Source organism: Flagellimonas meridianipacifica (assembly GCF_003001695.1).
Classification (GTDB): Bacteria; Bacteroidota; Bacteroidia; order Flavobacteriales; family Flavobacteriaceae; genus Flagellimonas; species Flagellimonas meridianipacifica.
The window spans coordinates 739,169-764,821 of the sequence record NZ_PVYX01000002.1; the positions used below are offsets into that span (position 1 = coordinate 739,169).

The window sequence follows — 25,653 nt, forward strand, 5'->3', positions numbered from 1 at the left end:
AGGGACATTATGAACCTCCCTTTTTTATCCACTAAAACAAAAGTCACATCATGAAAAGAATATTCACACTACTGGCATTAGCTCTGCTAATTTCTTGCTCAAAAGAAAAAACATCGATAACCAATATCAACGATTACAATAAATACCTGAAAACTTCAGATGTTGAGAACACATCAAAATTCTTTGAACTGTGGAATGGTAAAATTAAATCCGATAGTTTGCAGACCCTGGCTCTTGGCAATGTTGCAAAGGAGTATGGCCGTTTTTTCAAAACATCGGGAGATATAGAATATTTGAAAAATGCGGAACGTGCTTTGAAAAAAGCATTGGATGAAGCTGCGATTGGAAAATCAGGATATTTAAGAGCCTTGGCCCGAAATTATATAGCTCAACATCGATTTAAGGAAGCCTTGGTACTGGCCCAAAAAGCAAGAGAAATGGGAAGTGGTGTTAACGCTTCGCAAAGTCTTTTGTTCGATTTGCACATGGAATTGGGGAACTATACAACAGCATCAAAGTATCTGGACAGCATCCAAAACCTATCAGATTTTGGATATCTCATTCGCGTAGCAAAATGGAATGACCATAAGGGAGATTTGGAAACTGCCATCCGTTTTATGGAAAAAGCCAAGGAGAAAGCAGATTCTTCAAAAAATCTAGGACTGCGTTTATGGGCGTACACCAACTTAGCAGATTTTTATGGGCATGATGGACGGATTGAAGATGCATACGGCCATTATCTTATGGCGCTTCAATTGGATTCAAATAATGCTTATGCAAAAAAGGGAATTGCTTGGATTGTATTCTCATACGAACGCAATCCTCAGGAAGCTCTCCGCATTATTGAGGCGGTGGAGAGAACAAATCAATCTCCAGATTTAGATTTGTTTAAAGCAGAAGTCGCCGAATATATAGGAAACGAAGAGATTAAAGCTAAAGCTCTTGAGGATTTCCACACCAAGGTTCAAAATTCATCTTATGGGATTATGTACAACACCCATAAAATTGAATACTATTTAGGAAAAGGAGAGGTAACACATAAAGCTTTGGAGATTGCAAATGCAGAGATTACCAATCGCTCTACTCCGGAAACCTATGATTTGTTGGCTTACAGCTATTTACAGGATGGCAAGAATGCGAAGGCCATGGAATTAATGGAAACGCATGTGAAAGGAAAAACCTTCGAGCCTATGGCACAATATCATATGGCACAGATTTATAAGGCTAATGGGTACCTTGATGATGTTGAGGCTTTAAAAGAAGAATTAATGGAAGCTTCATTTGAATTGGGTCCAAATATGGAAAAAGCCATTCAAGAATTATGATGTAGTAATCTAGTGTTTTGTTTAGGATTGTTTTGATGAACGCCATAGGGTATACTTATGGCGTTTATTCATTTTCCAATACATCCTTAGGTTCTTCATCTTCATGCGATAAAATTTCTATGCCTTTTTGAATGACCAAGTTTGTGGGTATGGTAATGCTACGGCCATCATCAGTTCGCATATAAAGGTAAAACCCGCTTATATCCTCAACTTTTCCTGTCCAGTCAAAATCCTTGTCCAAAACGCGTATTCTATCACCCAAACGCAAAGGATGACTAAAAAATAGAATCACACTGGCAGTAAGATTGGAAAGAATGGACCACTGGGCCACAAAACCAATCCCAACAATGGCTAATATTGATGAAATAAAAACGGAGAATTCCTTTAAATCAACACCCCATACTAAGGTAATGGCTATTAAAGCAAGTCCATAGAAAAACAGATTGCTCAAATAGAAAATAACCTTTCTACTGTTCATGTTTATGGCACTGATTTTTCCAAATCTTCTAATAGCTCTCTTGGCCAAAGAATTGATGGCAAAAATGAGTAGCAATAATAAAATGGTAATCAGAATCTGAAATTTGTATGACATCAATCCTTCCATATTCAATACGAATTTGTAGACTGCAAAATACCAATTAATTCTTGTCTGTTTTTTAGGTATTCCACATCTGGGTTTTTAAGACAGCAAAGATGCTAAGCTGTATTTTTCACCAATGATAAAGGTCATATTCTTAGAATATATGGTGAACTAGTTTTGACAAAACTTTAAAAAAGCAACGATGAGAAAACTAGGGATTTGTTTGATGATGGTACTTTTAGGTACGGCCAATTTTGTTTTGGCACAGGATCAACCCAGCAATGATGATTTTAGTAAATGGCAATTTCGTCTAAGGGGTATTGTGGTAACTCCAGACGAAAGTGCAGATATTGAGGCCATAGGGGGTGATGCGTCCATTTCTACGGCTTTTGTACCAGAATTCGATATATCTTACTTTTTTGATGAGAATTGGTCTGTGGAATTGATTTTGGCCACGGCAAAACACGATGTGGAAGCGGTTGAAACAGCTGCAGGAGATATAGACTTGGGCAGTGTATGGTTACTTCCACCAACCCTTACGGGGCAATATCACTTTACTGGAGGAGATTTCGTTCCCTATCTGGGTGCAGGGGTCAACTTTACCTTGTTCTACGGAGTGGATGAAGGTCCGGTGGCAGATGATGTGGATTACGACTCGTCCCTAGGCTTTGCACTACAGGGAGGGCTTGATTATATGCTCAATGACAAATGGTTCTTGAATATAGATGTTAAGCGCTTATTCTTGAGTACGGATGTAACCGTAGATGCAACTAGTGCGCTTGGAGCTACAGTTGGCGCCGATGTGGATATCGATCCTTGGATTATCGGTTTTGGCGTAGGGGTTAAATTATAGGGTTTTACAATAAAAGCGGCTGTCTAAAAAGAGAGGGTATCGTCATTCTGAATTCATTTCAGAATCTCAATATTATCAAATACGAATATTGAAGAGAACCTGAAACAAGTTCAGGTTGACGCAACCATACTTTTAGACAGCCGCTTTTTTATGTGTTTAATGAACTTTAAGGTCCTACGGTACCCAAAGTATACAATTGTTCTAAGGTGGGAGTTTCACTTCCTCCTTCAGGTTCCAGAGTAATACCGAAAGCTTGCGATTCATTGGTGTTTTCCAAAGTAAAGAGCTTATCCTCATTGGAATCAAAATCGGAAAGAAGTCCGATACTAGTCGGTGTTAATGGATTTAAAGTAAGCGACCAAACCTGGTAATCATACCCCTCTGGCGGTGAAGGGAGACCTTGAGCATCGATGGTAACCACTTCATTTGAAGCATTCCAGAATACTTTGGCATATGATGCCGGCGAGACCTGCTGACCCTGTAGCAAAACTACACTTACGTCCTTGTTCCTAAGTTCTTCAAGAATGGTTTCTTTGTTGGTTATCTCCAATTTTATGTTTGACAGAGAATCCTTCAATTGTTCCATCGTTTTGTTGGTCACTTCAATATCAGATTTCAATTCGTTGTTCTGAAGATATGTCCAAACCAATCCAATGGCCAAAATGATGGAGGCAGTCCATCCTAGATAAGTGACCCAACCGCTTTTAGGTTTTGAATCCAATTCAATAATCGGACTGTCGTCTTTCTTTATTTTGGATGCTATACTTTCAAAAGAGGTAGGGGGCATTCCAGGAGATGCCTTTTTTGTAAGGTCCAAAATGGTAGCTTCAATAGCTTCAATTTCTTTTTGGATTTCTGGATATTGACGTGCATAGCCCTGTACCTCTTCATTCTCTTTGGGAGATAAAGCTCCTGAAACATAAAGTTCCAAAATACCAGATGCTATGTACTTTTCGACATCCATTTACAGTGCGTTGTTTTTTCGTATTTGTGAGATACAGTTTCTATTTCTAGTTTTCACGGTGCCCAAAGGGATACCCAGTTCTTCAGCAGCCTCTTTTTGGGTGTACCCTTTAAAATATAGTAGGCTGATTATCTCCCTACAAAGCTCTTTTAAGCCTTTTAACATCTTTTTCAACCCAATTACGTCCACCTGGTTTCCCATCTCTTCCGTTTCTTCCAAAATACCTACGAAGGAATCAATACTCAGGTTTCTTTTTTGCTCTTTATTCGATTTGGAGCGTAATTCATCGATAGCCGTGTTACGTGCTATGTTTAAAATCCAAGTAAAGAATCTTCCCTTCGAAGCATCGTAACTTGATGAATTGTTCCATACTTTGATAAAAACATCTTGACATATTTCCTTGGAACGCTCCGAATCCTTAAGAATAACATTAATGACACCGCATATGTTTTCCCCATACATGTTGTACAGCTTTTCAAAAGCTGAAACATCTTTTTTCTGGAAATTCTCTATGAGCGCGTCTAGGTTCATAAGGTTGAAGAACCTAAAATAGGACAAAATTGTATGCTACGGAAAGTTTCAGCTACTAAACGTGTTGATCTATGAGAATGGTATTCCCATCCGGGTCGGTCAGCGCGAAACTACCAGGTCCAGAACCAGTCTCATCTGTTTCAGAAGCCAATGCGACCTTTTTTTCTTTTAAGCTTTTCTGGATATCCCGGACATCATCAAAAGAGTCCAAGGCATTCGCATTCTCGTCCCATCCGGGATTGAAGGTCAGAATGTTCTGCTCAAACATGCCTTGAAAAAGACCAACAAGAGCATTACCGTTTTTCATAATGAGATAGTTTCGTTCCATTTCACCCGCAAAAACACTGAATCCCAAATTTTCATAGAAAGCTTTGGAGACAGCTAGGTCTTTAACGGCCAAACTGATTGAAAATGCACCTAGTTTCATATTGGTTTAGATAAAAAGAGCGGTATGGAACCGCTCTTATATTAATAACTGATTTATTCTAAAGAAGTGAAGCTATATTCAGTTCGGCTTGCTTTGAAGTAAACAGATTACGACATGCGTGAGCCTACCTTTTCCCAGTTAATAATCTTCAAAATATTCTGAAGATATTCACCTCTTTTGTTTTGGTATTTTAGATAATATGCGTGTTCCCAAACATCAATTCCCAACAAGGGGGTACCCATTCTTTCAGCAACCTTCATTAAGGGATTATCTTGATTTGGCGTTGAGCAAACATGTAGTTTGTTGTCGGCATCTTGACATAACCATGCCCAGCCTGACCCAAATCTTTTTGCGCCAGCCTCTGCCAACTGATTTTTAAGCGCTTCCTCAGAACCAAAATCTTCAACCACTTTAGCTTTGAATGCATCACTCATACCTTGTCCACCAGGGGTAAGTATATCCCAATAAAGCGTGTGATTATAAAAACCTCCTCCGTTGTTTCGTATGGCCGTAGGTAGATTTTCCATGGTCAATATCTCCTCGATGGATTTTCCAGAGATATTTGCTGCCTCCAAGGCGGCGTTAAGCTTATTTGTATATCCCTGATGATGCTTGGAATGATGTATTTCCATGGTCATGGCATCTATGGTGTCTGGAAATGCGTTATATCCGTAAGGGATTTCGGGAAGAGTGAAGGAAGCGGCAGCAGCCGTACTTTCTGTAGTTTCCATAGTTTTTTCTTTTTTAGTTTCAGTTTTGCAGGAAGAGAGCATTAAAGATGGAACAACGGACACTCCCGTTGTTGCAATGACGGTTTGTTTCAAGAATTTACGCTTGTTCATGATGTTGTTTTATCTTTTCTAAAGTTAGGGATAATTACGTTCCATATCAATGAATTTTAAAAATCGATTGATAAGGCATTAAGATTACCTGTTTGTTTTATAAGGGTTTTAGCAAATCTTTTGCATCGCGTATGCCCCTTTTTAGATTTTCGCAAAGCAGAAGAGACTTATCTATCCGGGTCTGTGAATTCTTATATCTTGAAATCATATAGATTATTCCTCGCTTCTTGCCACTGGTAAGTCCTTCAAAAATCTGATAGGCATCATAATCACTCAATAATACTGCTTCAAACTCTTCGGGCATTTCAACTCCATATTTGGATGTGTCCTCAAATAACTGCATTGTAAAATAGTCGTTTTGATAAATCCCAAGATTTTTTTGATGGTTCTTACTGAAAATTATATAGAAGAGGTTTTGCCTTTTTTGAAGTGCCGCATAGAATTCGATAGACTTTGTTTCAAAGGAAGCGATGACTTTTACCCTTTTGTGTCCTTTGGAAATAAAAGGTTGTGCAATTTCTTCTGGAACTGAAACTACATGCATACCGTAGGATGCCCCCGCAATGCTTACTTCAAAACCAGGGCTTTCCATTTAGTCAATCAGTTTTGTGATCACCTTCGTTTCACTATGTAACGTTCTGTGCACAGGACACTTGTCTGCAATTTGAAGTATTCGTGTTTTTTGCTTTTCATCGAGGTCTCCTGTAAGTTTAATTTCACGGTGGAAGGTGTCTATTTTGGCCGATTCTGATTCACAATGCTCGCAGTCTTCCGCATGGGTTTTGCTGTATGAGGTATGGACTTCAATGTTTTCTAAAGGCCATCCTTTTCTTTTTACGTACATCTGCACGGTCATTACCGTACACGCCGAAAGTCCGGCAGAAACATACTCATAGGGAGAAGGGCCAAAATCGTTTCCTCCAAAACTCTCTGGTTCGTCAGCCAACATATAATGGTTGCCAACTTTCATTGGTGTTGTAAACTCATCTGTAGCATCCAAACTGGCCATTACCTGATGTTTGGTCCTCAAAGAATAGTCAATACGTTCCATGATGGGCAGGTACCGTTTGGCCCAACCGGAAATTACCTCGCCTACGTACAATGAATCCTCTTTATTGAAAAGTAAATGGTCCGCTCCATCCAATGAGACAAAACTTTTGGGATGGTGCGCTGCGGTATAGATTTCCTCTGCATTTTTAATGCCCACAGTATCATCTTGTGGCGAGTGCATGATTAAAAGAGGTTTTCTGAGCGCTTTGGCAGTTTCGGGAAGGGACTTGGTTTCCAAGTCATCAACAAACTGTTTTTTTATTTTGAAATCACGGCCGCTTAAGTTGACAACTGCCTCTCCTGTGGCTACAATTTCTTCCAAACCACTTTTGAACAAGTGCTTTACATGTACAGGATTGGAAGGAGCACCCACAGTGGCGACAGCTTTAATGGATTCAATTTCTGCAGCTGCGAAAATAGACGCAGCACCACCCAGAGAGTGACCAATGATTAGGGTAGGAGCTTCGTAGTTTTCTGCAAGAAAATCCGCAGCTGCTACCAAGTCATTTACATTTCCTGAAAAGTTGGTATCGGCAAAATCTCCTTCGCTTTCACCCAATCCCGTAAAATCAAATCGAAGTACGGCAAACCCATTGGATGAAAGTGCTTTGCTAATATTTTTTACCGCCATCAGGTTTTTGGTACAAGTAAAGCAATGTGCAAAAATTGCGTAATTATGGGGGTGTCTGTCTGCAGGCAGTTCCAGACGTCCCACCAACTGCTGCCCCTCCTTGTTGCCAAAAGTTATTTTTTGTAAGCTCATTTTTCCTTTTTAAAGATACCCTTTAAGTCGGGATTAAAGAAAAAAGCTATCTGTAAGCGGTCAAAAACCTGATTGGTGAATTGATTTCGCAAATACCCTATTTGCACATTACTATTTTCCGTAAGATGAATCCCAACGGCTCCATAGAGTCGATTTTGGTCAAATAGGTCATCCTGTAAATTGATGAAAATCTCATCGTAAAAATTCAGAAAAAAAGTGTTGGTCAATGGTAATGTCATTTGAATGCGATATCTCGCCCTGTGCCTCAAGTCCACAGCATCTTCTACAAAAGGTTGAAGCGATTTGTTTCGAATAAACCGTTGTTCCAAACGATACCGATGTTCAAAAAGAAATTCCCAGACTTTGTTGGTCAGTATGAACTGTTCAAAAATCCGATGCTCCAAAATGGTATTGACCAAATTTTCGTCACTTTCAAAGGTTGGGTCCGTATCAATGTAAGCATAGCCCACAGTAGCTATTGCATTGGGATTGATATGATAGTTTAATCCGGTTCTGAGCAAAAGTTGATTAAAACTTGAAGTGGACTCGTAAAAACGGAACTGTGCCTCGGAATGGATACTGAAGCGCTCCGAGATTCTGTTCATACCAAAATACATGTACCATGCTCCCAGTTCGTCTTCTCCAGTATCTTGGGCATTGCAAAAAAAAACTCCTCCCATTAAGACTAGGAGGAGCGTTCTGATATTAAATATCACTGTCTTCAATTGGTTTTTCTATTTCCTTCTTTAGATGTGTATCTAAGAATTCTAAAATTTTACTGTAAGCTGTGATTTGGTTTTCTTTCTTGACAAATCCATGGCCCTCATCCTCAAAAAGTACATATTCTACTGGGACACCGTTTTGCCTGACGCTTGCTACAATTTCATCAGACTCTACCTGTAAAACCCTAGGGTCCTGTGCCCCTTGTAGTACAATTAGGGGTTTAGTAACATTACTGGTATGGAAAAGAGGTGAAATTTGCTTCAAACGAACCGAATCTGCGCTGTATGGATCCCCTAATTCTTTATAGAGCGCATCTTTAAATGATTCCCACCATGGCGGGATGCTCTTCAAGGTTCTAATCCAATTCGTTACACCAAAAATGTTTACGCCAACATCAAATTCTTCCGGAGTAAATGTAAGTGCTGCCATGGTCATGTATCCACCATAGGACCCCCCAATAATTCCGATTTTTTCACCATCAATTTCAGGTTGCTGGGCCAGCCAGTTTTTTCCCTCTACACAATCTTTTAGGTCTTTATCGCCATGGTTCAAATCATCCATTTGATAAAAAGTCTTTCCATATCCACTGCTTCCTCTATTGTTCACAGCCAATACGGCATAGCCATGATTCACCATATATTGAATTAAGGAGCTAAAGTTTTGACGTGATTGCCCTCCAGGACCTCCATGAACCCAGACCAAAGCTGGGACAGGATTTTCCTCCGAAGCTTGATGAGGTTTGTAATAGATTGAAGGGATTTCGGTTCCATCGAATGAGTTAAAGCGAATAACCTCGGCCTTTACAAGATGCTCGGGTACTATTTCTTCATTAAGCACATCAGTTAACTTATTCTGCTCCTTAGTTTTAAGATTGAAGGTGTGCAAATTGGAAGGCGAATTGGAGCCACCCACGTAAAAGCGCATCATGGAATCATCCTTGGAAAAGCCTACGCTGGTAATGTCTCCACCATCAAACTGCGGTAGTTCTATGTTTTGCTGGGACGCTGTATCAAAAACCTCAATAACATTTTTCGCATCTTCGTTAATATAGCTAACCCTATATTTTCCGGAGCGAGTAAAATAAGAACCCATGATGTCCCAATCTTTCTCCAGTACTTTTTCAGAAGTTCCATCGGCTATGTTATAGCGTTTTAGATATGAAAACTCCCCACCATCGTCAGTTGTATAGTAAAGGTATTTTCCATCTTTGGAAAAATCCTCAGGGGAGTTGCCACTTTGGGTTTCATTTACTTTTTTCATCTCTCCTTCGGCAACAGAATAAAGGAAAAGGTCTGAATCATTGGTATTTATGGGCTTTATCAATGCAAAATATTGCTCATTATCCGAAATCTCACCCACGTCCAATCCTTCGTCATTTTGATAGATTAGGGATGGCGTAAAAGTTTCGATATCCATTTTGTAAACATCGGTGTACTGAGGGTTTCTCTTGTTTGAGCCGAAGTAGAAACTTTTTTCATCCTTGCTCCAACCATAAAAATTGGCCCTTGCTCCTTCATAAGGGGTAAGATTGGTAATTGTACCCGTGGTATCCCTTAGATAAATCTGATATATTTCATCTCCATTATTGTCCTTGCTCAACAGAATACGTTCATCATTTGGGAAATACGAAGTTGTGAAAACAGACGAACTATCAGATGCCGTCAAAGGTTCCATATTTCCGTCGGCAGTTGCAATAGTGTAGGCATTGTAGATGCCAGAACGGTTGCTGTGTACCAATAGTTTAGAATTGTCTGGGGAAAAACTGCCTCCACCAACAGCTTCGTTATCCATCATTTGAGCAATGGTGTATGTTTTAAGCGGTTCGACCGTCTCGGTGGCTTTTTGTTCTTCTTTGCAGCTCCATAACAGAACAATGCAAATAAAAATTGAAAGTCTTTTCATTGGGATTGTTGATTTAGTTAATAGTAATGATTTTGGTCTCTTTGAAGGGTGATAAATCAAGTGCTTCAATCTGGGTTCTATAGGGTTTCCATTTTTCTTCGAAGAATGCATTGGTCTTTGTTATGGCAGAGCTTAAGTCATCTTCTGCAAATTGTACCAATTGCCTTTCTGTTGATGTGATTCCGGATTTACGGGTTCTTACGTAAAAACCGGCAGTGTTTAAGCGCTGCATTACCGTAACTTCTGGATTCCTGGTAATTCCTTGGCGCTTGTCCTCTTTTCCAATATAAAGTGCTACCACAGAATCGATTTCTTTCACAATGTCTTTGGAAGCTTTGATCTGTTCCTCATACTTCTTTTTGTCCATTTCCTTTAGCTCCTTTGCGAACTTATTGGCTAAATCTTTGTTTTCCACCAATTGCTTTACAGCATCTGCAGAAGTTTGCACAAGACCATCCAATTTTTTTGCAAGGGTATATACTTCATTTATGGAACTTGTGGAAACGTTTAACCTTGGGTCTGTTTTGACGGTTACCATTGTGGAATCCATGGCTTCCCCAAAGTGAACTTTGATCTTATAGTTTCCAGGTTTTACATTGATTCCGCCGTTTTCTTTTTTCGATTTGCTGATTTTTCTTGAAGGCCTATCCGGTCCTTTTTCATCCATTCCCCAATAAACACGATGGAATCCAGCCTTTTTAGGTGCTTTGTATTTTAGGGTTCGTATTAATCGACCGCCATCATACACATTGAACTGAATGGAATCTTTCTTTTGAACTCCCGTTAACTCCTTCTTATCTGTGGATTCTTCTTTTTCTTCCTTGTCGTCATCTTTCTTTTCTACATCCTTTTTCACCTCTTTTATATAATAAGTAATCATGGCACCACGCTTTCTGTTTTCCGCATTGTAAAGCGCATCAGCCCCAAAACGAGTACCATTGGGTTGTTGATACGCCGCCAAATAAGCATCCGGACTTGGAAATAGGCCTACTTCTTTTTGCATAAGACCAGTATTGCTTGCAAGAGCACGTAGAGGTCGAATGTCATCCAGTACCCAAGCCGCTCTCCCGAATGTACCAATGATTAAATCGTTTTCCCTTGGATGGATTACTAAATCTTTTGTTGACACTGTTGGAAATCCTTCAGTCCATTTTTGCCATGTGTTTCCCGCATTTAAGGAAAGATATAAACCGTCATCTGTCCCCAAGAACATTAAATTCGGGTTTTCAGCATCCTCTACAATGGAAAGGGTATAGCTGGCTACATCGTTCTGGTCAACAATGCGCGTCCACGTTTTACCATAATCTCTGGTGCGGTAGGCGTAGGGTTCATAGTTGAACCTTCTATAATCATTTGCAATTAAAAGAGCCTCTCCCTTGTTCTTCTTTGAAGCTTTTATTTGTGGAATCCAACTGCCAGCTGGTAATCCTTTAATGTTTTTGGTGACTTCCGTCCAATTAGCTCCTCCATTTTGGGTGTAATGCACACGACCATCGTCTGTACTCACCCATAGCATATCTTTTTCTATTGGGGATGGCTCAATAACCAAAACAGTACAGTGGTTTTCTGCTCCGGTGGCATCCATGGTTAACCCACCACTTTCACTCTGTTTTTGTTTTTCAGGGTCATTGGTGGTCAAATCTGGGGAAATCACTTCCCATGTCAGTCCTTTGTCTGTGGATTTATGGACAAATTGACTTCCAAAGTACACTGTGCTGTTATCAAATGGGTCTTGTCCTATTCCCGCATTCCAGTTAAATCGCAACTTAGTCTCAGCATCTGGTGGAGTAGGGCGGACTGTATAATTATTTCCAGTTTTCCAATCGTATCGCCTTACAAAACCTTGTTGGCTCATGGCGTATCCATATTGACTATTATCCAAATCAGGGACTACATCAAAACCATCACCAAAGGCAATTTCCTGCCAGTATGCGTTTCGAATACCCTGGTCTTTCCAGACATATGCAGGTCCTCTCCAGGAACCGTTATCTTGTAAACCACCATACACATTGTAGGGGAATTCATTATCCACATTGATGTGATAGAACTGTGCTACTGGGATGTTGCCAATAAACCGCCAGGTCTTTCCCCCATCTTTAGTGATATTCAATCCTCCATCGTTGCCATCAATCATAAACTGTCCATTTTCCGGATGAATCCACCAAGCATGATGGTCTGGATGAACTCCATTGTCTGCTTGGTAGGCTGGCATTAACTGTTTGAAGTTTTTCCCGCCATCTTCCGATACATTTACATAAGTGAAAATGGAGTATACCCTATTTTCATTTTCAGGGTCCACGTAAATTTCAGAATAATAGAAGGGACGATTTCCAATATCACTCTTATCGTTAATCTTTTTCCATTTCATACCTCCATCTTCGGAACGATAAAGGGCATTTTTTTTAGCCTCTACCAAGGCGTACACAATGTTGGGTTTGTTTTTTGCAATGGCAATACCGATTCTACCCAACTCACCTTTAGGAAGTCCATCTTCATCAGTTAGTTTTTTCCAGTTTTCGCCACCGTCATGGGTGATGTAAAGCCCACTTCCAGCTCCTCCAGACTTAAAAAACCAAGGGTCTCTTTTGTGTTCCCATAAAGCAGCAATCAATTTATTGGGATTGGTAGGGTCCATCACCAAATCGGCTATCCCTGTTTTATTATTGGCGAAAAGGATTTTCTTCCAAGTTTTTCCACCGTCCGTTGTTTTGAATACTCCACGTTCTGGATGGATACCCCAGGGAGAACCAATGGCGCCCACATAAACCACATCTGGATTAGTCGGGTCAACAACAATTCTATGAATATGTCGGGTCTTCTCAAGCCCCATGGACTTCCAAGTTTTTCCACCGTCCAAAGATTTGTAGATCCCGTATCCCCCATTAAGGCTGTTTCTAGGATTACCTTCTCCCGTTCCTACCCAAATCACGGAAGGGTTGGATTGTTGGATTTCAACAGCTCCGATAGAAGCAGTAACTTCTTTGTCGAAAATCGGTTCCCATTTAATTCCTCCAGAAGTAGATTTCCACAATCCTCCCGAAGCCGTACCCACGTACATTACATCTGGATTGGAAAGGACCACATCTATGGCCGTAACACGGCCGCTCATTCCTCCAGGGCCTATGTTTCGAGGTTTCATGTCCTGTACCAGGTCCATGTTAAAATCTTGCGCAAAAAAAGAAAGTGATGCGAAGCACATCACGAGTGTGTAGAGGTATTTCATCGTTAGCAAAATTAGTCGGTTAAAGATAGGGAAAACGCTAAGGGGATTTCTTAAAGAGGTGTTAACGTAGTTGTCTAAATTCTTGATTAAAAGCGTAACATATTTTACATTCTATTGTCTAATAATGACAATAGCTTTCATTCTACTAAACACCAAACCATGACATTTTCAAAAAACCACCGAATACTTATTACCCTTGTAGTTACTGCGCTTGCCTTGACCCATATTCTGTGGGACCATTTTAATGGTGGTATTCCCACCCACTATTTGCTTCACGATAAAAACTTACCTGGTATCCCCAATTGGTTGGGCGCTTTGGCATTGCCATTTTTTACCTGGTTTTTGTTGTATCGCATTGCTAAAAGAGTAAACTCATCGGATTCCAAGGAAAACTTGAAGTTGGTCGTTCTTCGATTTTTAGCAGCATTGATTGTCTCAATCATAATAGCCTTTTGTTTCACTTTTACTATTGATATTATTGACTATATCATGCTAATTATATTCGCATTGGCTTTTATTTTCCCTTTGTATAAATCTGAATTTTTATTGGGGTGGGTATTGGGAAGCGCTTTTACTTTTGGTGCGGCGATACCTATGGGTTTTGGAAGTCTTTTTGCCCTCGTCTGTTTCGTTTTCTATCTCATAGGGAGATTCATAAAAAAACTACTTGGGATTAAGGTCTAATTTTATTTACCTTGGCCACAATGAAACAGAAGGCACCGTGGTATTATCTTATTCTCTTGATACTTTCTGGTGAGGCCGTTTTTATTCTTCCCTTTGTACTTCCTAGAATTTTTAGACCTACGGTACTCGATGTTTTTGACTTGACCAACGTTGAAATTGGTCTTTGTTTTTCAGTTTATGGATTAGTAGCCATACCCTCTTATTTATTTGGAGGCCCATTGGCGGATAAATACCCTCCACGAAAGCTAATTGCCATTGCTCTTTGGATGACGGCCTTAGGAGGAATACTTTATGCGCAATATCCAAGTTTTACTACATTAAAAATCTTGTATGGGTATTGGGGCTTTACCACTATCTTTTTGTTCTGGGCCCCTATGATAAAAGCTACCCGTGTTTGGGGGGGTGACACTTCTCAGGGGAGGGCCTTTGGGTTTTTAGATGGGGGTAGAGGAATGACAGGAGCACTGTTTGGTCTACTTGGTGTGCTTATATTTTCCTTTTTCCTGATAGATGTACCTCAAGATGCTTCCCTAAACGAAAGAAAGAACGCCTTTACCTATGTGATTTATGTTTCTTCTTTAATTATTTCCATGATAGGCCTATTGACTTGGTTTTTTATGAGGACCGGTTCAGATGAAAGCAAATTAGTACTGAAACGAATTACCACAAAGGAAATAAAACAGGTGCTCAAGTTACCTTCGGTTTGGCTGTTAATGGTCGTTATTCTTTGTGCTTATGTGGGGTACAAGATTACGGATATTATCTCCCAATATGCCGAAGAGGTTATGCTATATGACCAAGTGGAATCGGCTCAAGTTGGGACATTTCTTCAGTTTTTACGACCAATCACGGGAGTTCTTATTGGCTTAATTGTAGACCGATTCAAAATAACGTTATGGTTGATATTCAGTTTTGTTGCTTGTATTATTGGCGGACTCCTTTTTGCATCAGGATGGATTGAACCAACAACCACCTTATTGTATTTTTTATCGGTCACCATAGTTGGTGTTGGTGTTTATGCCGGCAGGAGTCTGTACTTTGCTGTCATGCGTATTGGTAAAATACCCATTGTGCTTACAGGAACAGCTGTCGGATTAGTCTCTTTGGTTGGGTATACTCCGGATATTTTTGCAGGTTTGCTTTCAGGTTATCTGTTGGATTCTTATCCAGGAGAACTAGGGCACCAGCTTGTTTTTTTAATGCTTGCCTGTTTTTCCTTAGTTGGCGGTATAGCTGGAGTCATTTATCACAGAAAATACGGTAGAAATTAACCATACGCAGCCTCTGTTTTGGAAGGGAGATATAATAGTATTCCGCAAGGAGACCCTTGCGGAATGCTAAAGGATAAAGTGTTTATCTAATCCTGAACCGAGAAGACTTCATAATGTTTCATTTTGATACTGTTTGGGTCAATCAAAGCAAAGTTTTTCATGACTTCTGGTATTTTTTGGACCTTTGCTGCAGCTTCTAAAGCTTCTTCTTTGCTTTCCCAATAGACCACGTCTAAAAAACCACCGTCATCGTTGATGGATGTAGACCGATGAATAAACCCATCAAAGTTTTTGACAATCTTATTCGTAGCCGTCATCGCCTTTAATAGTTCGTCGTTACTTACTTTTTCTTGAGGTCTGAACATGACCATCTCAACACATTTCACTTGTTTCATTGAAATTTCTTTTTGGGCTTGGCCAAGCCCAAAAGTCAAGACCAAAATCCCGGTTAATATTATTTTCATTGAATATTGTTTCAACAAAGATCTATGTGAAGTATGACAGCCCTATGTCACGAAAAAAGGATTTAAGAATGTTTTTTAAAATAATCTTCCAAACGAAAATGATTTGGCGGGAAAAATTCCGAGGTGGTGCTAAGATTTTTGATTCTATCCAATCGAAACTCTCTATTTTCTTCCCGTAACAAACAATAGCCTACCAAAATCCAATGATCTTGTGTAAAATATACGGCCAAGGGTCTGACTTTTCTGCTGGTCCTCACACCATTTGCCGATTCATAATCAAGATGAAGAACGTTGAACGCGGTGATACTTTTCTGAATATCTACCAAGGTATCACTTGAAAACTGCCTTTTGCTAACGGAAGGAGCAATTCTCGATTCTATTTCAAAGGTGGATTCTTTATGAGATGCTTTTAAAACGGCTTTGACTTTTTCTACCACTGTATTGAAGTTATTGACCAAGGAAAAATCACTGTTCTGTTCCATAATAGCTTTTGCCGTTACAACCGCATGGGATTCCTCCAGAGTAAAATGAATTGGAGGCAATTGATAACCTTCCAAAAGAAAGTAGTCTTCTCCAGGTTCATACCCTATCGGCACGCCGGCTTCCTCCAATGCTTTAATATCTCTATAAATAGTTCGGGTGCTAACATTGTATTGTTCGCTTAAATCCCGGACTTTGAGTGATTTTTTGGTTTGAAATTTTATCAAAAGGGATGTGAGTCTATGCAAACGTTTCATGAAATAGACAATTACCTTGTACTTCGGCTTTTAATATTTGCTCTACAAAAAGCAATGATCTCTTTAATTCTTTTTTGACGAGTCTCTGGTCTTTTTGCCTGATTTAACCAGTATAGATAGCTTTTTCTCTGACCAGGAGTGAAATTTTGGAAGTTCCCAAAAGCTTTTTTATTTCTATTGAATGCTTTTTGCAGGTCTTCAGGAACAACACCATTTTCAACATCATCCAATGCAGTCCAAGAACCATTTTCTTTTGCAATTTGAATACTTTTTAAACCGCTTTCATGCATTAAACCGGCAGCGGACAATTCTTTAATATGGATTTTATTGACCTTGCTCCATACACTTTTTACGTTTCTTGGACAGAAGTATTGCCGTCTTTTACCGTTCCCAAGGCTTTTAACCGTACTGTCTATCCAACCATAACAAAGAGCAACCCTTACGGCCTCTTCCCAACGCATGCTTTCCATTTCATGGTCCACTTTATAGAAAATAAGGAATATACCTGCCGAACTCCCATGATTTTCATGAAGCCATTCCCGCCATTCGGTATCATTTTTAAAATAAAAGTGTTCAATGTCCATGTAGACTTCTAAAATACTGAAAAGCCCCAAGCATTCTTGAACCATACCAAGAAAAGTATTCCCCATCTACCAGCTTTACTTCAATCCCTAACAGTTCTTGAAGCTCCTTTTGGTGAGTTTCCTTAAATGGAAAAGGTTCTGTGGAAAGTAGAATCAAGTCTAAAGATAAATCTGATAATTCTTCAAGGCTAACAGTGGGATATCTATCCTGATGGGCAAATGCATTTTCAAAGCCGTTGATTTCCAACATATGGTGAATAAAGGTGTCTTTGCCTGCAACCATATATGGATTTTGCCAAATGAAATAGGCGACCTTTTTTTTGGTTTTGGCTTTCATAAATGTGTCAAACTGCTTTTTTTCTAAAAGAATACGAACACATAACTTTTCCGCATTTTGACTGCAATTGAAAAGCAGACCATACTGATGTAACATTTCTAAGGTATCCTGAAGATTGGAAACATCAGTTACGTGAACCGGATATTCCTTTTCCAAAGTCTCTACAATCTCTTGGGTGTTCTCCTCCTTGTTGCAAAGAACAATATCAGGATTCAGCTTTTGAATCTTATCGAAATTGACCTTTTTGGTTCCACCCACTACCGTTTTGACTTTTCTTATATGAGATGGATGTACACAGAATTTGGTGACTCCCACGATATGTTCTTCCAATCCTAAATCAACTAGTGTTTCCGTTTGTGAAGGATTTAAACAAACAATTCGAGATACGGCTTTAGTTAGAACCACATCGCGACCCATTTGGTCTTTTAACTGTATCTTTTGCATAGATTAAAAACGGTAAACAACCATTATTCCAGAGTTTGAAAAGGAATTCATCTTGGGAAGCTCGGTAACAGTTTCGGCTAGGGTAAGGGTACGTTCTATCAATTTTTGAGGTTGAAGCAGTCCTTTTTCAATCATTTGAAGCATGTCTGGGTATTTATGTGCCTGCATCCCGTGACTCCCCAATATTTCCAGCTCATCCGCTAGAATTCTGTCCATTGGAACTTTTGGATGTTGATGGTTTCCCGTCATCAACCCAACTTGAATGTGTTTCCCCTGCTTTCTAAGGTTGGCTATGGAATTAAAACAGGTTTCAGCACTTCCCAAAGCATCCAATGACACATGTGCGCCACCTTTGCTCAAGGAAACGACCTCAGCCACTACGTCAGCACTTTTTGAAGCGTTAACCAAAAAAGAAGCTCCCAAGTCCTTGGCCAGTTGCAATGATGGCTCATGAATATCAATGGCAATGACTTGTGCACCCAGTGCACTGGCAATCATAATGGCCGATTGTCCAACCCCACCACATCCATGTACAGCTACGAATTGACCTTCTTTGGTTCGACCTTGCTCAACAACGGCTCTAAAAGCAGTAATGAATCGGCATCCTAGGGCTGCAGCCGTAATATCCGCTATACTCTCCGGAAGTACTACAAGGTTGGTATCTGCGTAATCGATAGCAACATATTCTGCAAACGAACCCCAATGGGTAAAGCCAGGTTGTGATTGTCTATCGCATATGTGATGATTACCGGAAGCGCATCGCGGACAATAACCGCATCCACAAACAAAGGGTAGGGTAACTCTATCTCCGACTTTGAACTTTTTTACGTTTTTACCTTTCGATTGTACTATTCCTGCTAACTCATGTCCTGGAACATGAGGCAGAACGATATCTGGGTCATGACCCATCCAACCGTGCCAGTCACTTCGGCAAAGCCCTGTCGCCGTTACTTGGATTACGACCCCATCATCTTTTACCATGGGGTCTGGTAATTTTTGTAGACTCAAAGGTCCTTGGAATTGTTCAAATACTACGGCTTTCATAAATCATCATCGGTTTCGTCAAACATTTCGGGCTGGCCATTAATCTGTAAATTGAAGATATCATCCCTAGCATAGTGTCCCACTACATCAAAATCCAAATTACCTTGATGGATTTCATCCAAATCCAATTCGGCAACCAAGGCTCCAGCTTTTCCAAATAAAGGGCCCTCAATGATTTTTCCTGAGGGGGATACTATCAAACTACCTCCGGGACAAATTTCCTCATCTTCGTTGGCAACCAAACGTTGATAGGCTTCAGGGTACATGGATTTGGTGTAGAATTGATTACATGCCAGTACAAAACAGCGCCCCTCTAGAGCGATGTGTTGCATGCTTGCTGTCCATTCTGGTCTAGAGTCTGCTGTTGGGGCAATATACAACTCAACTTTCTTTTGGTACATGGCCATTCTTGCCAGCGGCATATAGTTTTCCCAGCAAATCAATCCACCTAGTTTTCCAATTGGTGTCTTAAAGGTAACTAAGGATTCTCCTGCGGCTTCAGCCCAAACAATACGTTCGGTTCCGGTAGGTTTTATTTTACGATGAACTCCCAGCAGTCCATGGGTAGGGGAGAAGTACACCATGGAACAGTAAAGACTACCATTTTCATTGGTCTTTTCTGTTATTCCTAACACAAGATATGCATTGCAATCTTTGGCCAGTTTTTCCAAAAACTCCAGGTCCGCTCCCTCAAGGCAAACACTATTTTGGAAATAATGATTATATAATTCTTTACCCTCTTCGGTGCGCTTACCAATCGTTGCTCCAAAAGTGAATCCTCTAGGATATCCAGGAACAAAAGACTCTGGAAAAACAATGAGCTGGCATCCTTCTTTGGTATATTTTTGGGTTAGGGAAGCTACTTTTTGCAGGGTTTTCTCCTTATTGAAAAAAACGGGACTTTCCTGTATAAGGGCAACTTTCACTTTCACTTCATCAAAGTGTTTAAGATTGCGTGTATGGGAACCAAATCATCTGTTTGAGCTGTAATAGATTCTAAAACGCTGGTCCCAACCACATTAAAATTGGACTGAAGGGCTTCGATACAGGTCAGCGCTTCATTGATGGTAACTCCATTGGGAACATTGTAATAGGTTTTGTCGTAGTCGTTTGGTTCCAAGCAATCAAAATCAAAATGTAGATACAAATTTTGAATGCCTTTACCTTTTAGAGTTTCAATGAGTTCAATAATATTTACTTTGCTGGGGTGATAAATGTTACCTTCTTCAAGACGTATTTTCTCAGCGGCATCAATATCCCGAAGTCCTATATAATGGATTTGGGAAGATACTAAGTTACTGAACATTAAACCATCCATTTTAGATTCCCCTTCCCCTAAAAGCGTTCTGAGCGGCATACCATGAAAATTGCAGCTTGGTGAGTCGCAGGGTTTGTTGATGTCAGCATGGGCATCAAACCAAATAACACCAAAATTGGAATATTTTGCATTGAGATAGGATACAGGGACTATTTCCAGTCCACAATCCCCTCCGATTGTTGCCAATTGTGTTGGCTGTTCTTTTTCCAAAAACTCTTTGAAACGGGATAACTGCTCGGTAATGGCATCGTAGTTATTGATGTTGAATCTTTGCTCACCATTTTTTCCTGCTGGGATATTAGAAAGTGGAATTTTTACAAAATCTGGGTCATCTAGATATTGCAGGACTTCAAAGGCACCATCTTCAATTTTTTCTCCGGTACCAGCGCCTTGCCATTGTGGAAAATATATTTTCAACAGATAATGGATTAAAGTTTTTCTGAGAGAATCGCAATCATGGTTTTGATACCCTCTCGATAATTACCTAATCTTAAGTTTTCGTTGGGGCTATGCTGATTGTTGTCCCGATTTACTGTTGGAACCGTAACCGCAGGAATATCCAATGTTGTTACAAAGGGTGAAATAGGAATAGAACCTCCGCTCATCCGAATCATGATAGGGTCTTTATCAAAAGCTCCTTTTAAAGCACTTCTTAACCAAAGTCCTACTTCCGAATCAAAATCGGTTCTAAAGGATTGATAGGAGACTTCATAGGTAAAAGTGGCAATCTTTTCATGCTTCAGGCGCTCCTCTTGGGTTGGCTCTCGGTCCAAAACGATATAGCCTTCAGTTTCAATATGATTTTTAACCAGTTGAATTAATCGCTCTGGGTCGGATTCCAGCACTAATCGAATGTCAATTTCCGCTCTGGCCCAACCTGGAATGATGGTGCGAACTTTTTCATTGATCCATCCCGATTGCATACCACGTATGTTGAGTGATGGATATTGAATGGCCTCTTGATAATACTTTCCGACCTTATCTGTTGTAGCAATTTGCAACCTGTTTTTTATTTGTTCTTCATCATCCGGAACGGCTTTCAAGATTTTTTCCGTTTCTGCTCCAATGTTGATTCCATCATAAAACCCAGGGATGGTTACCAGACCATCCTCATCTTTCATTGAGGCTAAAAGTTTAGATAAACGCAGGGCAGGATTTGGAGCGTAATTTCCAAAATGCCCACTATGTTGGGGTACTACAGGTCCGTAAGTGGTCAATTGAACCGTAGATATACCACGTGCTCCAAAAGTAAGTGTAGGTTTGTTGGTGATGTGTCTTGGGCCATCAAAAATGATAAGCATATCGGCTTTAAGCATTTCCTTGTTGTCCAAAACAGCCTGTGGCAGGTTGGGAGAGCCCATTTCTTCTTCAAAATCCATAATAACCTTGATATTGAAATTGGGAACAATCTTCTCTTGTTTTGCGGCGTCCAACGCTGCTAGAAACATGGCAACAGGACCCTTTGCATCACTGGCGGCACGTGCAAAAACCCGCCAATCATCCTCATAGTTGGCAATAGATTCCCATGGAATTTCTTCCCATTTGCCGTTGACTTGTTTTTTAAGTGCCGGTTGATATGGACTTTTTTGGTCCCATCGGGTGGTATCCACGGGTTGCCCATCTATTTGAAGGTAGATAAGCACGGTTTTCTTTGCTTTCTTATGTTTTCGCTCCGCCAATAACAAGGGGGCACCTTTGGTTTTTATTCGTGTTGTAGAAAAAGCTCTTGCGGAAAACTCTGTTTCACACCATTTTACGTTTTTCTCTATATCTTCTGGATAAAAAGCATCATTGGGGATGCTTAATATATCTCTCAATATGGGGAAAGAGGATTTGGCAAAATCTGAAGCGGTTTTGTCCAATTGAGTTTTAGAAAGTTTTTGGGAAAAACCAACATGGGGAATAGTTGATATCCCTATAAAAAAGAGAATACCTGTTTTTGAAAAAATCCAATTTTTTGTTTTCATGGGCTAATATTTATGAAGCCTAAGGTTCTACTTTTGAAGTTTCTATGTAAAAGTTAGAATCGAAAGCAAGTTTTTCGCCATCCAGTTTTTCGTTTTTCCACTCTGAGTTTGGAAAAATCCAATGTTCTTTTTCGTCAACAAAAATGCGGATGGGCATATCAAAATCCTCCACAACATCCACATATCTATAGGTGAGGGCATTACCTACCATTTTATATTCCAGTTTTGGGATCATTGTAGTGCGCAAATACTGATTAAAAAAGGCACTCAAGTCCTTCTTGGTCTTTTCGCTGAGGTAACTTTCAACTTGCTCTGTGGTCACTGTCTGGTGATAGAACTCTTTGTTCAGCCCTCTTAGGGTACTACGCCAAAGTTCATCATCTTCAACTAACTGTCTCAGCGTATGTAGCATATTGGCCCCTTTGTAATACATATCCCCAGAACCCCTTTGATTGACCCCATAAACGCCAATAATAGGTTTATCGTTTTGGATGTTGTTGCGGGTTCCAATTACGTACTCAGCCGAGGCTTGTTTTCCGTAATGATAATCTAGATACAAGTTCTCTGAATAGGCAGTGAACCCCTCATGAATCCACATATCTGCAATGTCCTTATAGGTAATGTTATTGGCAAACCATTCATGGCCGGCCTCATGAATAATGATAAAGTCAAATTTTAAACCCCAACCAGTTCCGGATAAGTCTCGCCCTAAATATCCATTTTGATATTGATTACCATAGGTAACGGAACTTTGGTGCTCCATGCCCAAATAAGGCACTTCAACCAATTTAAAACTGTCTTCGTAAAAAGGATATGGACCAAACCAATGTTCAAAGGCCTCCAGCATCATTGGTGTTTGCTTGAACTGTTCTTTGGCTTTATCCAGATTATCCCGTAACACATAATAGTCCAAATCCAGGGTGCCTTTTTCTCCTTCGTACTTTTCACCAAAATGAACATAATCACCTATGTTCACATTTACACCGTAATTATTGATTGGATTGGAAACGAACCACTCATATAGTTTGTATCCTCCATACTCGTATTCATATTCTTCTCTTAGCCTTCCATTGGCTACGGCAACCAGGTCTTTTGGAACATCAATGGCTATTCTCATGCTATCCACTTCATCATACATATGGTCTTTATTGGGCCACCAGACACTGGCTCCAAGTCCTTGGCAAGATGTTGCTGCAAAAGGCTTTCCATTAGAATCCTTTTTCCAAGAAAAACCGCCATCCCAAGGGGCACGAATTGCTTTCTTGGGTTTTCCAGAGTACTGAACATAGAGTTTGTTGTATTCTCCAGGTACTTGTTTCTTCTTTAAGTAGATGAAATGGGCAGGACCAACAGATGAATAATTCAATTCTTGTCCATCTTGGGAAACAGCATCTATTTTTAAGGGTTTCTGCAAATCGATTTGGATTACGTCTGATTCTTCCAAGACCTTATACCGAATGATGTTGTAACCCGCAATGAATTCCTTATCTGGTTGTACTTTAATATTTAGGTCATAATAGTTCAAATCCCACCATGCGCGTTCGGGGGTTATGCTTCCACGTAAAGTGTCAACACGGGTAAAGGTTTGCCCATTTACATAGAATGTATAAAGAAAGCAAAGAGAAATTAGCCAAGTATGTTTAATAAATAGTCTCATCTAAGCAGTATGGAATTAGGAAATACAATTGGGCTTTCATGGTCATCTTTTCCGACGGCTGCCACCCCAAAAAAGAAATTGTCCACTACTATGCCCTCCAAAACATGCCCATTTACATTGCCGACATATTTGGAATGGTCCCAGGTTGGAGAGGTGGTGTCCCTCCAATAGATTTTATAGCCGGTAGCACCTTCCACCGAGCTCCACGTCAATTTTACGGAAGGTTGAACTATTCCTCCAATTTTCACTGTTTCTGGTGAAGGGGGTGCCCAAGCGATAGAAGCAAGGTTAATAGCGTTTACAGCAGTCAATTTAGCGGCATAATCAAAGTTGACATGTTCCAGAACATCTCCATAGGCAATGCCGTCTTCCAACCTAATATCCTGATGCTGTTGTGTATAATTTTCATGGGCTTCCATAATCCGAATTCCGGCAAATCCAGCATCATTGAACGGCCTGTGGTGACCACCACGGCCAAAACGATCCAATCGATAAACCATGATCGGATTCATTTCAGGCATATATTGTTGCGTGGTTTTATGAACATATCGAGCCAATTGTCTTGAAATTCCATCAACCTCACCTCCATAAAAACGACGGGCCCTTCTTTGTTGTTCGGTTTCATTGGGAGGAACAGGTTCTGAAAAAATTCGGAAATCCCTATTACTTACCACACCATCTACACCGGTAATATTACCTATCATATCGTTATTTAAGATTCCAATGATTTGCCAACCCTTTTCTTTGGCATAGGCAGCCAAACCGCGTCCTCCATAAAGCCCTTGTTCCTCACCGGAAAGCCCAACATACATAATACTGTTCTCAAATTTGTACTTAGACAATACCCGGGAAGCTTCAATAGCACCTGCCATACCTGATGCGTTATCATTGGCACCGGGCGCATCTGAAGTAAAATCATTGGCGTCACTTACTCTGGAATCAATATCACCACTCATAATAATGTAGCGATTAGGATATTTTGTACCTCGTTGGATAGCCACAACGTTTACCACCCAAACATCTTTTGTTATTCTCCTGCCTTCCCCCTTTTTTACTAGGTCCTTTTGATAAAAAACTTCAAGACAATCATCGCAGTCAGCCGAGATTTTTTCAAATTCCGATTTTATCCATCGTCTAGCCGCTCCTATTCCCCTAGTTTGTGATACAGTATCGCTCAAAGTATGGCGAGTGCCGAAGTTGGCCAGGGTGGTGATATCCTTTTCAAGTCTATCGGCAGAAACAGAATCTATAATATCATAAATTCTCGAATCGGTTTGGGAATGGATGATCAATGAGGTTAAGGAAAAAAAGAATAGTAGATATTTTTTCATTGTTATTCGAGATTATACTTTTTACGAAACCAAACTCCATGAAAATAACAACCGGGACCCAAAACTGCGTAAATAATTCCTGGCAGACCAAAATGCAAACCTATTTGATATTTGGCCATTAAAATAGAAATAAGTGCAACTCCAACATAGATAGCGAAGTGTCTGGTGTAAAAAAGAAGGTTGACGTTTCTAACAGATTTACTCTTTTTATATGCTCTAAGATACATTAAAGAAAAACATAGGAAAATCAATAAAAAACCTAGGCTGTATAATTGGAAAAGGGATGAGAAACTTTCAAAACTAATAGTGAGTGTTCCGGTTCCTGTATTGATTAAGGATTTAAGAGGAAAAATATAGTAGAGGACCACAAAAAGCAGGATGGCATTTAAAGCTATTATCCAATTGTCCATATAATCTGTTCGTCGAAAGAAATTGTAGTGAGTATACCATAAAGCAACCAATACGAAGAAACTCACTGCAAAACTCAAGAAGGCAACCCAATTGATTTGAAGAGCGGAATCTGAGGTTTCATTACCAACTGATACCACCAGTAAAGTTGCGGCAAAGGCAAAAACGCCATCGCTAAAAGCTTCAACTCGGCTAATATTATGAGGTAACTTCATTTTTAAAAC

The 25,653-nt window shown here is 40.0% G+C and carries 25 protein-coding genes; 4 read left to right on the forward strand and 21 right to left on the reverse strand.

The window, feature by feature from the left end:
* Window positions 1-50: 50 nt before the first annotated feature.
* Entirely contained in the window at window positions 51-1,325 is a 1,275-nt protein-coding gene (locus tag CLV81_RS13385) for a tetratricopeptide repeat protein (RefSeq protein WP_106145606.1), read from the forward strand.
* 64 nt (window positions 1,326-1,389) lie between these two features.
* Here the strand turns inward: CLV81_RS13385 and CLV81_RS13390 are convergent, their stop codons facing one another.
* Complete coding sequence (locus tag CLV81_RS13390; protein ID WP_106145607.1) at window positions 1,390-1,929, reverse strand: mechanosensitive ion channel domain-containing protein; 540 nt, start codon at window positions 1,927-1,929, stop codon at window positions 1,390-1,392.
* A 178-nt stretch (window positions 1,930-2,107) separates the two neighbouring features.
* On the opposite strand from CLV81_RS13390, the gene CLV81_RS13395 reads away from it, so the two are divergent.
* Window positions 2,108-2,758, forward strand: a complete 651-nt coding sequence (locus CLV81_RS13395) for an OmpW/AlkL family protein (RefSeq protein ID WP_106145608.1) — start codon at window positions 2,108-2,110, stop codon at window positions 2,756-2,758.
* Window positions 2,759-2,924: 166 nt separating this feature from the next.
* On the opposite strand, the gene CLV81_RS13400 is transcribed toward CLV81_RS13395, so the two are convergent.
* From CLV81_RS13400 to CLV81_RS13440, 9 genes are all read right to left on the reverse strand, one after another.
* Window positions 2,925-3,722 (reverse strand): anti-sigma factor, encoded by a 798-nt coding sequence (locus CLV81_RS13400; protein WP_106145609.1) that lies wholly within the window; start codon window positions 3,720-3,722, stop codon window positions 2,925-2,927.
* Window positions 3,723-4,253 carry an RNA polymerase sigma factor gene (locus CLV81_RS13405; protein WP_106145610.1) on the reverse strand — a complete coding sequence of 177 codons (531 nt, stop codon included), beginning with the start codon at window positions 4,251-4,253 and terminating at the stop codon, window positions 3,723-3,725.
* A 55-nt stretch (window positions 4,254-4,308) separates the two neighbouring features.
* The gene (locus tag CLV81_RS13410; RefSeq protein ID WP_106145611.1) at window positions 4,309-4,680 is read right to left on the reverse strand and encodes a VOC family protein; all 372 of its coding nucleotides are present in this window, start codon (window positions 4,678-4,680) and stop codon (window positions 4,309-4,311) included.
* A 107-nt stretch (window positions 4,681-4,787) separates the two neighbouring features.
* Entirely contained in the window at window positions 4,788-5,522 is a 735-nt protein-coding gene (locus CLV81_RS13415) for a superoxide dismutase (protein ID WP_106145612.1), read from the reverse strand.
* Window positions 5,523-5,619: 97 nt separating this feature from the next.
* Window positions 5,620-6,114 (reverse strand): YdeI/OmpD-associated family protein, encoded by a 495-nt coding sequence (locus tag CLV81_RS13420; protein WP_245912021.1) that lies wholly within the window; start codon window positions 6,112-6,114, stop codon window positions 5,620-5,622.
* Window positions 6,115-7,335, reverse strand: a complete 1,221-nt coding sequence (locus CLV81_RS13425) for a bifunctional alpha/beta hydrolase/OsmC family protein (RefSeq protein ID WP_106145613.1) — start codon at window positions 7,333-7,335, stop codon at window positions 6,115-6,117. It lies immediately after the preceding gene.
* Window positions 7,332-8,051 (reverse strand): DUF2490 domain-containing protein, encoded by a 720-nt coding sequence (locus tag CLV81_RS13430; RefSeq protein WP_313790296.1) that lies wholly within the window; start codon window positions 8,049-8,051, stop codon window positions 7,332-7,334. Before CLV81_RS13430 ends, CLV81_RS13425 begins: the two co-directional genes overlap by 4 nt.
* On the reverse strand, window positions 8,041-9,960 hold the full coding sequence (locus CLV81_RS13435; RefSeq protein ID WP_106145615.1) for a S9 family peptidase: 1,920 nt from the start codon (window positions 9,958-9,960) through the stop codon (window positions 8,041-8,043). Before CLV81_RS13435 ends, CLV81_RS13430 begins: the two co-directional genes overlap by 11 nt.
* 13 nt (window positions 9,961-9,973) lie before the next feature.
* Window positions 9,974-13,183 carry a VPS10 domain-containing protein gene (locus tag CLV81_RS13440; protein ID WP_106145616.1) on the reverse strand — a complete coding sequence of 1,070 codons (3,210 nt, stop codon included), beginning with the start codon at window positions 13,181-13,183 and terminating at the stop codon, window positions 9,974-9,976.
* Window positions 13,184-13,342: 159 nt separating this feature from the next.
* Between CLV81_RS13440 and CLV81_RS13445 the strand changes: the two genes are divergently transcribed.
* Both CLV81_RS13445 and CLV81_RS13450 read left to right on the forward strand, forming a co-directional pair.
* A complete protein-coding gene (locus tag CLV81_RS13445) occupies window positions 13,343-13,867 on the forward strand; it encodes a hypothetical protein (RefSeq protein WP_106145617.1) in 525 nt (174 codons plus the stop codon).
* Window positions 13,868-13,887: 20 nt separating this feature from the next.
* Window positions 13,888-15,138, forward strand: a complete 1,251-nt coding sequence (locus CLV81_RS13450; protein ID WP_106145618.1) for an MFS transporter — start codon at window positions 13,888-13,890, stop codon at window positions 15,136-15,138.
* A gap of 86 nt (window positions 15,139-15,224) precedes the next feature.
* Here the strand turns inward: CLV81_RS13450 and CLV81_RS13455 are convergent, their stop codons facing one another.
* From CLV81_RS13455 to CLV81_RS13505, 11 genes are all read right to left on the reverse strand, one after another.
* The gene (locus CLV81_RS13455) at window positions 15,225-15,602 is read right to left on the reverse strand and encodes an antibiotic biosynthesis monooxygenase family protein (RefSeq protein ID WP_106145619.1); all 378 of its coding nucleotides are present in this window, start codon (window positions 15,600-15,602) and stop codon (window positions 15,225-15,227) included.
* 62 nt (window positions 15,603-15,664) lie between these two features.
* Window positions 15,665-16,339, reverse strand: a complete 675-nt coding sequence (locus CLV81_RS13460; protein WP_106145620.1) for a helix-turn-helix transcriptional regulator — start codon at window positions 16,337-16,339, stop codon at window positions 15,665-15,667.
* Between the two features lie 11 nt (window positions 16,340-16,350).
* Window positions 16,351-16,923: a YdeI/OmpD-associated family protein gene (locus tag CLV81_RS13465; protein ID WP_106145621.1), complete on the reverse strand. Its 573-nt coding sequence runs from the start codon at window positions 16,921-16,923 to the stop codon at window positions 16,351-16,353.
* Window positions 16,913-17,704, reverse strand: coding sequence for an ABC transporter substrate-binding protein (locus CLV81_RS13470; protein WP_106145622.1), 792 nt, complete (start codon window positions 17,702-17,704; stop codon window positions 16,913-16,915). The genes CLV81_RS13465 and CLV81_RS13470 overlap by 11 nt, the downstream gene beginning before the upstream one ends.
* A 3-nt stretch (window positions 17,705-17,707) precedes the next feature.
* Complete coding sequence (locus CLV81_RS13475; RefSeq protein ID WP_106145623.1) at window positions 17,708-18,748, reverse strand: zinc-dependent alcohol dehydrogenase family protein; 1,041 nt, start codon at window positions 18,746-18,748, stop codon at window positions 17,708-17,710.
* Entirely contained in the window at window positions 18,745-19,680 is a 936-nt protein-coding gene (locus tag CLV81_RS13480) for a carbon-nitrogen hydrolase family protein (RefSeq protein WP_106145624.1), read from the reverse strand. Before CLV81_RS13480 ends, CLV81_RS13475 begins: the two co-directional genes overlap by 4 nt.
* Window positions 19,677-20,483 (reverse strand): arginase family protein, encoded by an 807-nt coding sequence (locus CLV81_RS13485; protein WP_158259127.1) that lies wholly within the window; start codon window positions 20,481-20,483, stop codon window positions 19,677-19,679. The genes CLV81_RS13480 and CLV81_RS13485 overlap by 4 nt, the downstream gene beginning before the upstream one ends.
* Before the next feature lie 11 nt (window positions 20,484-20,494).
* The gene (locus CLV81_RS13490; protein WP_106145626.1) at window positions 20,495-22,033 is read right to left on the reverse strand and encodes a M20/M25/M40 family metallo-hydrolase; all 1,539 of its coding nucleotides are present in this window, start codon (window positions 22,031-22,033) and stop codon (window positions 20,495-20,497) included.
* A 19-nt stretch (window positions 22,034-22,052) separates the two neighbouring features.
* Window positions 22,053-23,690, reverse strand: coding sequence for a M1 family metallopeptidase (locus CLV81_RS13495; protein ID WP_106145627.1), 1,638 nt, complete (start codon window positions 23,688-23,690; stop codon window positions 22,053-22,055).
* Window positions 23,687-25,021: a M28 family peptidase gene (locus CLV81_RS13500; protein WP_106145628.1), complete on the reverse strand. Its 1,335-nt coding sequence runs from the start codon at window positions 25,019-25,021 to the stop codon at window positions 23,687-23,689. Before CLV81_RS13500 ends, CLV81_RS13495 begins: the two co-directional genes overlap by 4 nt.
* Window positions 25,022-25,023: 2 nt before the next feature.
* Window positions 25,024-25,644 carry a TMEM175 family protein gene (locus CLV81_RS13505; protein WP_106145629.1) on the reverse strand — a complete coding sequence of 207 codons (621 nt, stop codon included), beginning with the start codon at window positions 25,642-25,644 and terminating at the stop codon, window positions 25,024-25,026.
* Between the last annotated feature and the right edge of the window lie 9 nt (window positions 25,645-25,653).

What these genes read in the sequence shown, in the direction of transcription:
- CLV81_RS13385 (WP_106145606.1), top strand. Translation starts at nt 51, where the DNA reads ATGAAAAGAATATTCACACTACTGGCATTAGCTCTGCTAATTTCTTGC.
- CLV81_RS13390 (WP_106145607.1), bottom strand. Translation starts at nt 1,929, where the DNA reads ATGGAAGGATTGATGTCATACAAATTTCAGATTCTGATTACCATTTTA.
- CLV81_RS13395 (WP_106145608.1), top strand. Translation starts at nt 2,108, where the DNA reads ATGAGAAAACTAGGGATTTGTTTGATGATGGTACTTTTAGGTACGGCC.
- CLV81_RS13400 (WP_106145609.1), bottom strand. Translation starts at nt 3,722, where the DNA reads ATGGATGTCGAAAAGTACATAGCATCTGGTATTTTGGAACTTTATGTT.
- CLV81_RS13405 (WP_106145610.1), bottom strand. Translation starts at nt 4,253, where the DNA reads ATGAACCTAGACGCGCTCATAGAGAATTTCCAGAAAAAAGATGTTTCA.
- CLV81_RS13410 (WP_106145611.1), bottom strand. Translation starts at nt 4,680, where the DNA reads ATGAAACTAGGTGCATTTTCAATCAGTTTGGCCGTTAAAGACCTAGCT.
- CLV81_RS13415 (WP_106145612.1), bottom strand. Translation starts at nt 5,522, where the DNA reads ATGAACAAGCGTAAATTCTTGAAACAAACCGTCATTGCAACAACGGGA.
- CLV81_RS13420 (WP_245912021.1), bottom strand. Translation starts at nt 6,114, where the DNA reads ATGGAAAGCCCTGGTTTTGAAGTAAGCATTGCGGGGGCATCCTACGGT.
- CLV81_RS13425 (WP_106145613.1), bottom strand. Translation starts at nt 7,335, where the DNA reads ATGAGCTTACAAAAAATAACTTTTGGCAACAAGGAGGGGCAGCAGTTG.
- CLV81_RS13435 (WP_106145615.1), bottom strand. Translation starts at nt 9,960, where the DNA reads ATGAAAAGACTTTCAATTTTTATTTGCATTGTTCTGTTATGGAGCTGC.
- CLV81_RS13440 (WP_106145616.1), bottom strand. Translation starts at nt 13,183, where the DNA reads ATGAAATACCTCTACACACTCGTGATGTGCTTCGCATCACTTTCTTTT.
- CLV81_RS13445 (WP_106145617.1), top strand. Translation starts at nt 13,343, where the DNA reads ATGACATTTTCAAAAAACCACCGAATACTTATTACCCTTGTAGTTACT.
- CLV81_RS13450 (WP_106145618.1), top strand. Translation starts at nt 13,888, where the DNA reads ATGAAACAGAAGGCACCGTGGTATTATCTTATTCTCTTGATACTTTCT.
- CLV81_RS13455 (WP_106145619.1), bottom strand. Translation starts at nt 15,602, where the DNA reads ATGAAAATAATATTAACCGGGATTTTGGTCTTGACTTTTGGGCTTGGC.
- CLV81_RS13460 (WP_106145620.1), bottom strand. Translation starts at nt 16,339, where the DNA reads ATGAAACGTTTGCATAGACTCACATCCCTTTTGATAAAATTTCAAACC.
- CLV81_RS13465 (WP_106145621.1), bottom strand. Translation starts at nt 16,923, where the DNA reads ATGGACATTGAACACTTTTATTTTAAAAATGATACCGAATGGCGGGAA.
- CLV81_RS13470 (WP_106145622.1), bottom strand. Translation starts at nt 17,704, where the DNA reads ATGCAAAAGATACAGTTAAAAGACCAAATGGGTCGCGATGTGGTTCTA.
- CLV81_RS13475 (WP_106145623.1), bottom strand. Translation starts at nt 18,748, where the DNA reads ATGAAAGCCGTAGTATTTGAACAATTCCAAGGACCTTTGAGTCTACAA.
- CLV81_RS13490 (WP_106145626.1), bottom strand. Translation starts at nt 22,033, where the DNA reads ATGAAAACAAAAAATTGGATTTTTTCAAAAACAGGTATTCTCTTTTTT.
- CLV81_RS13495 (WP_106145627.1), bottom strand. Translation starts at nt 23,690, where the DNA reads ATGAGACTATTTATTAAACATACTTGGCTAATTTCTCTTTGCTTTCTT.
- CLV81_RS13500 (WP_106145628.1), bottom strand. Translation starts at nt 25,021, where the DNA reads ATGAAAAAATATCTACTATTCTTTTTTTCCTTAACCTCATTGATCATC.
- CLV81_RS13505 (WP_106145629.1), bottom strand. Translation starts at nt 25,644, where the DNA reads ATGAAGTTACCTCATAATATTAGCCGAGTTGAAGCTTTTAGCGATGGC.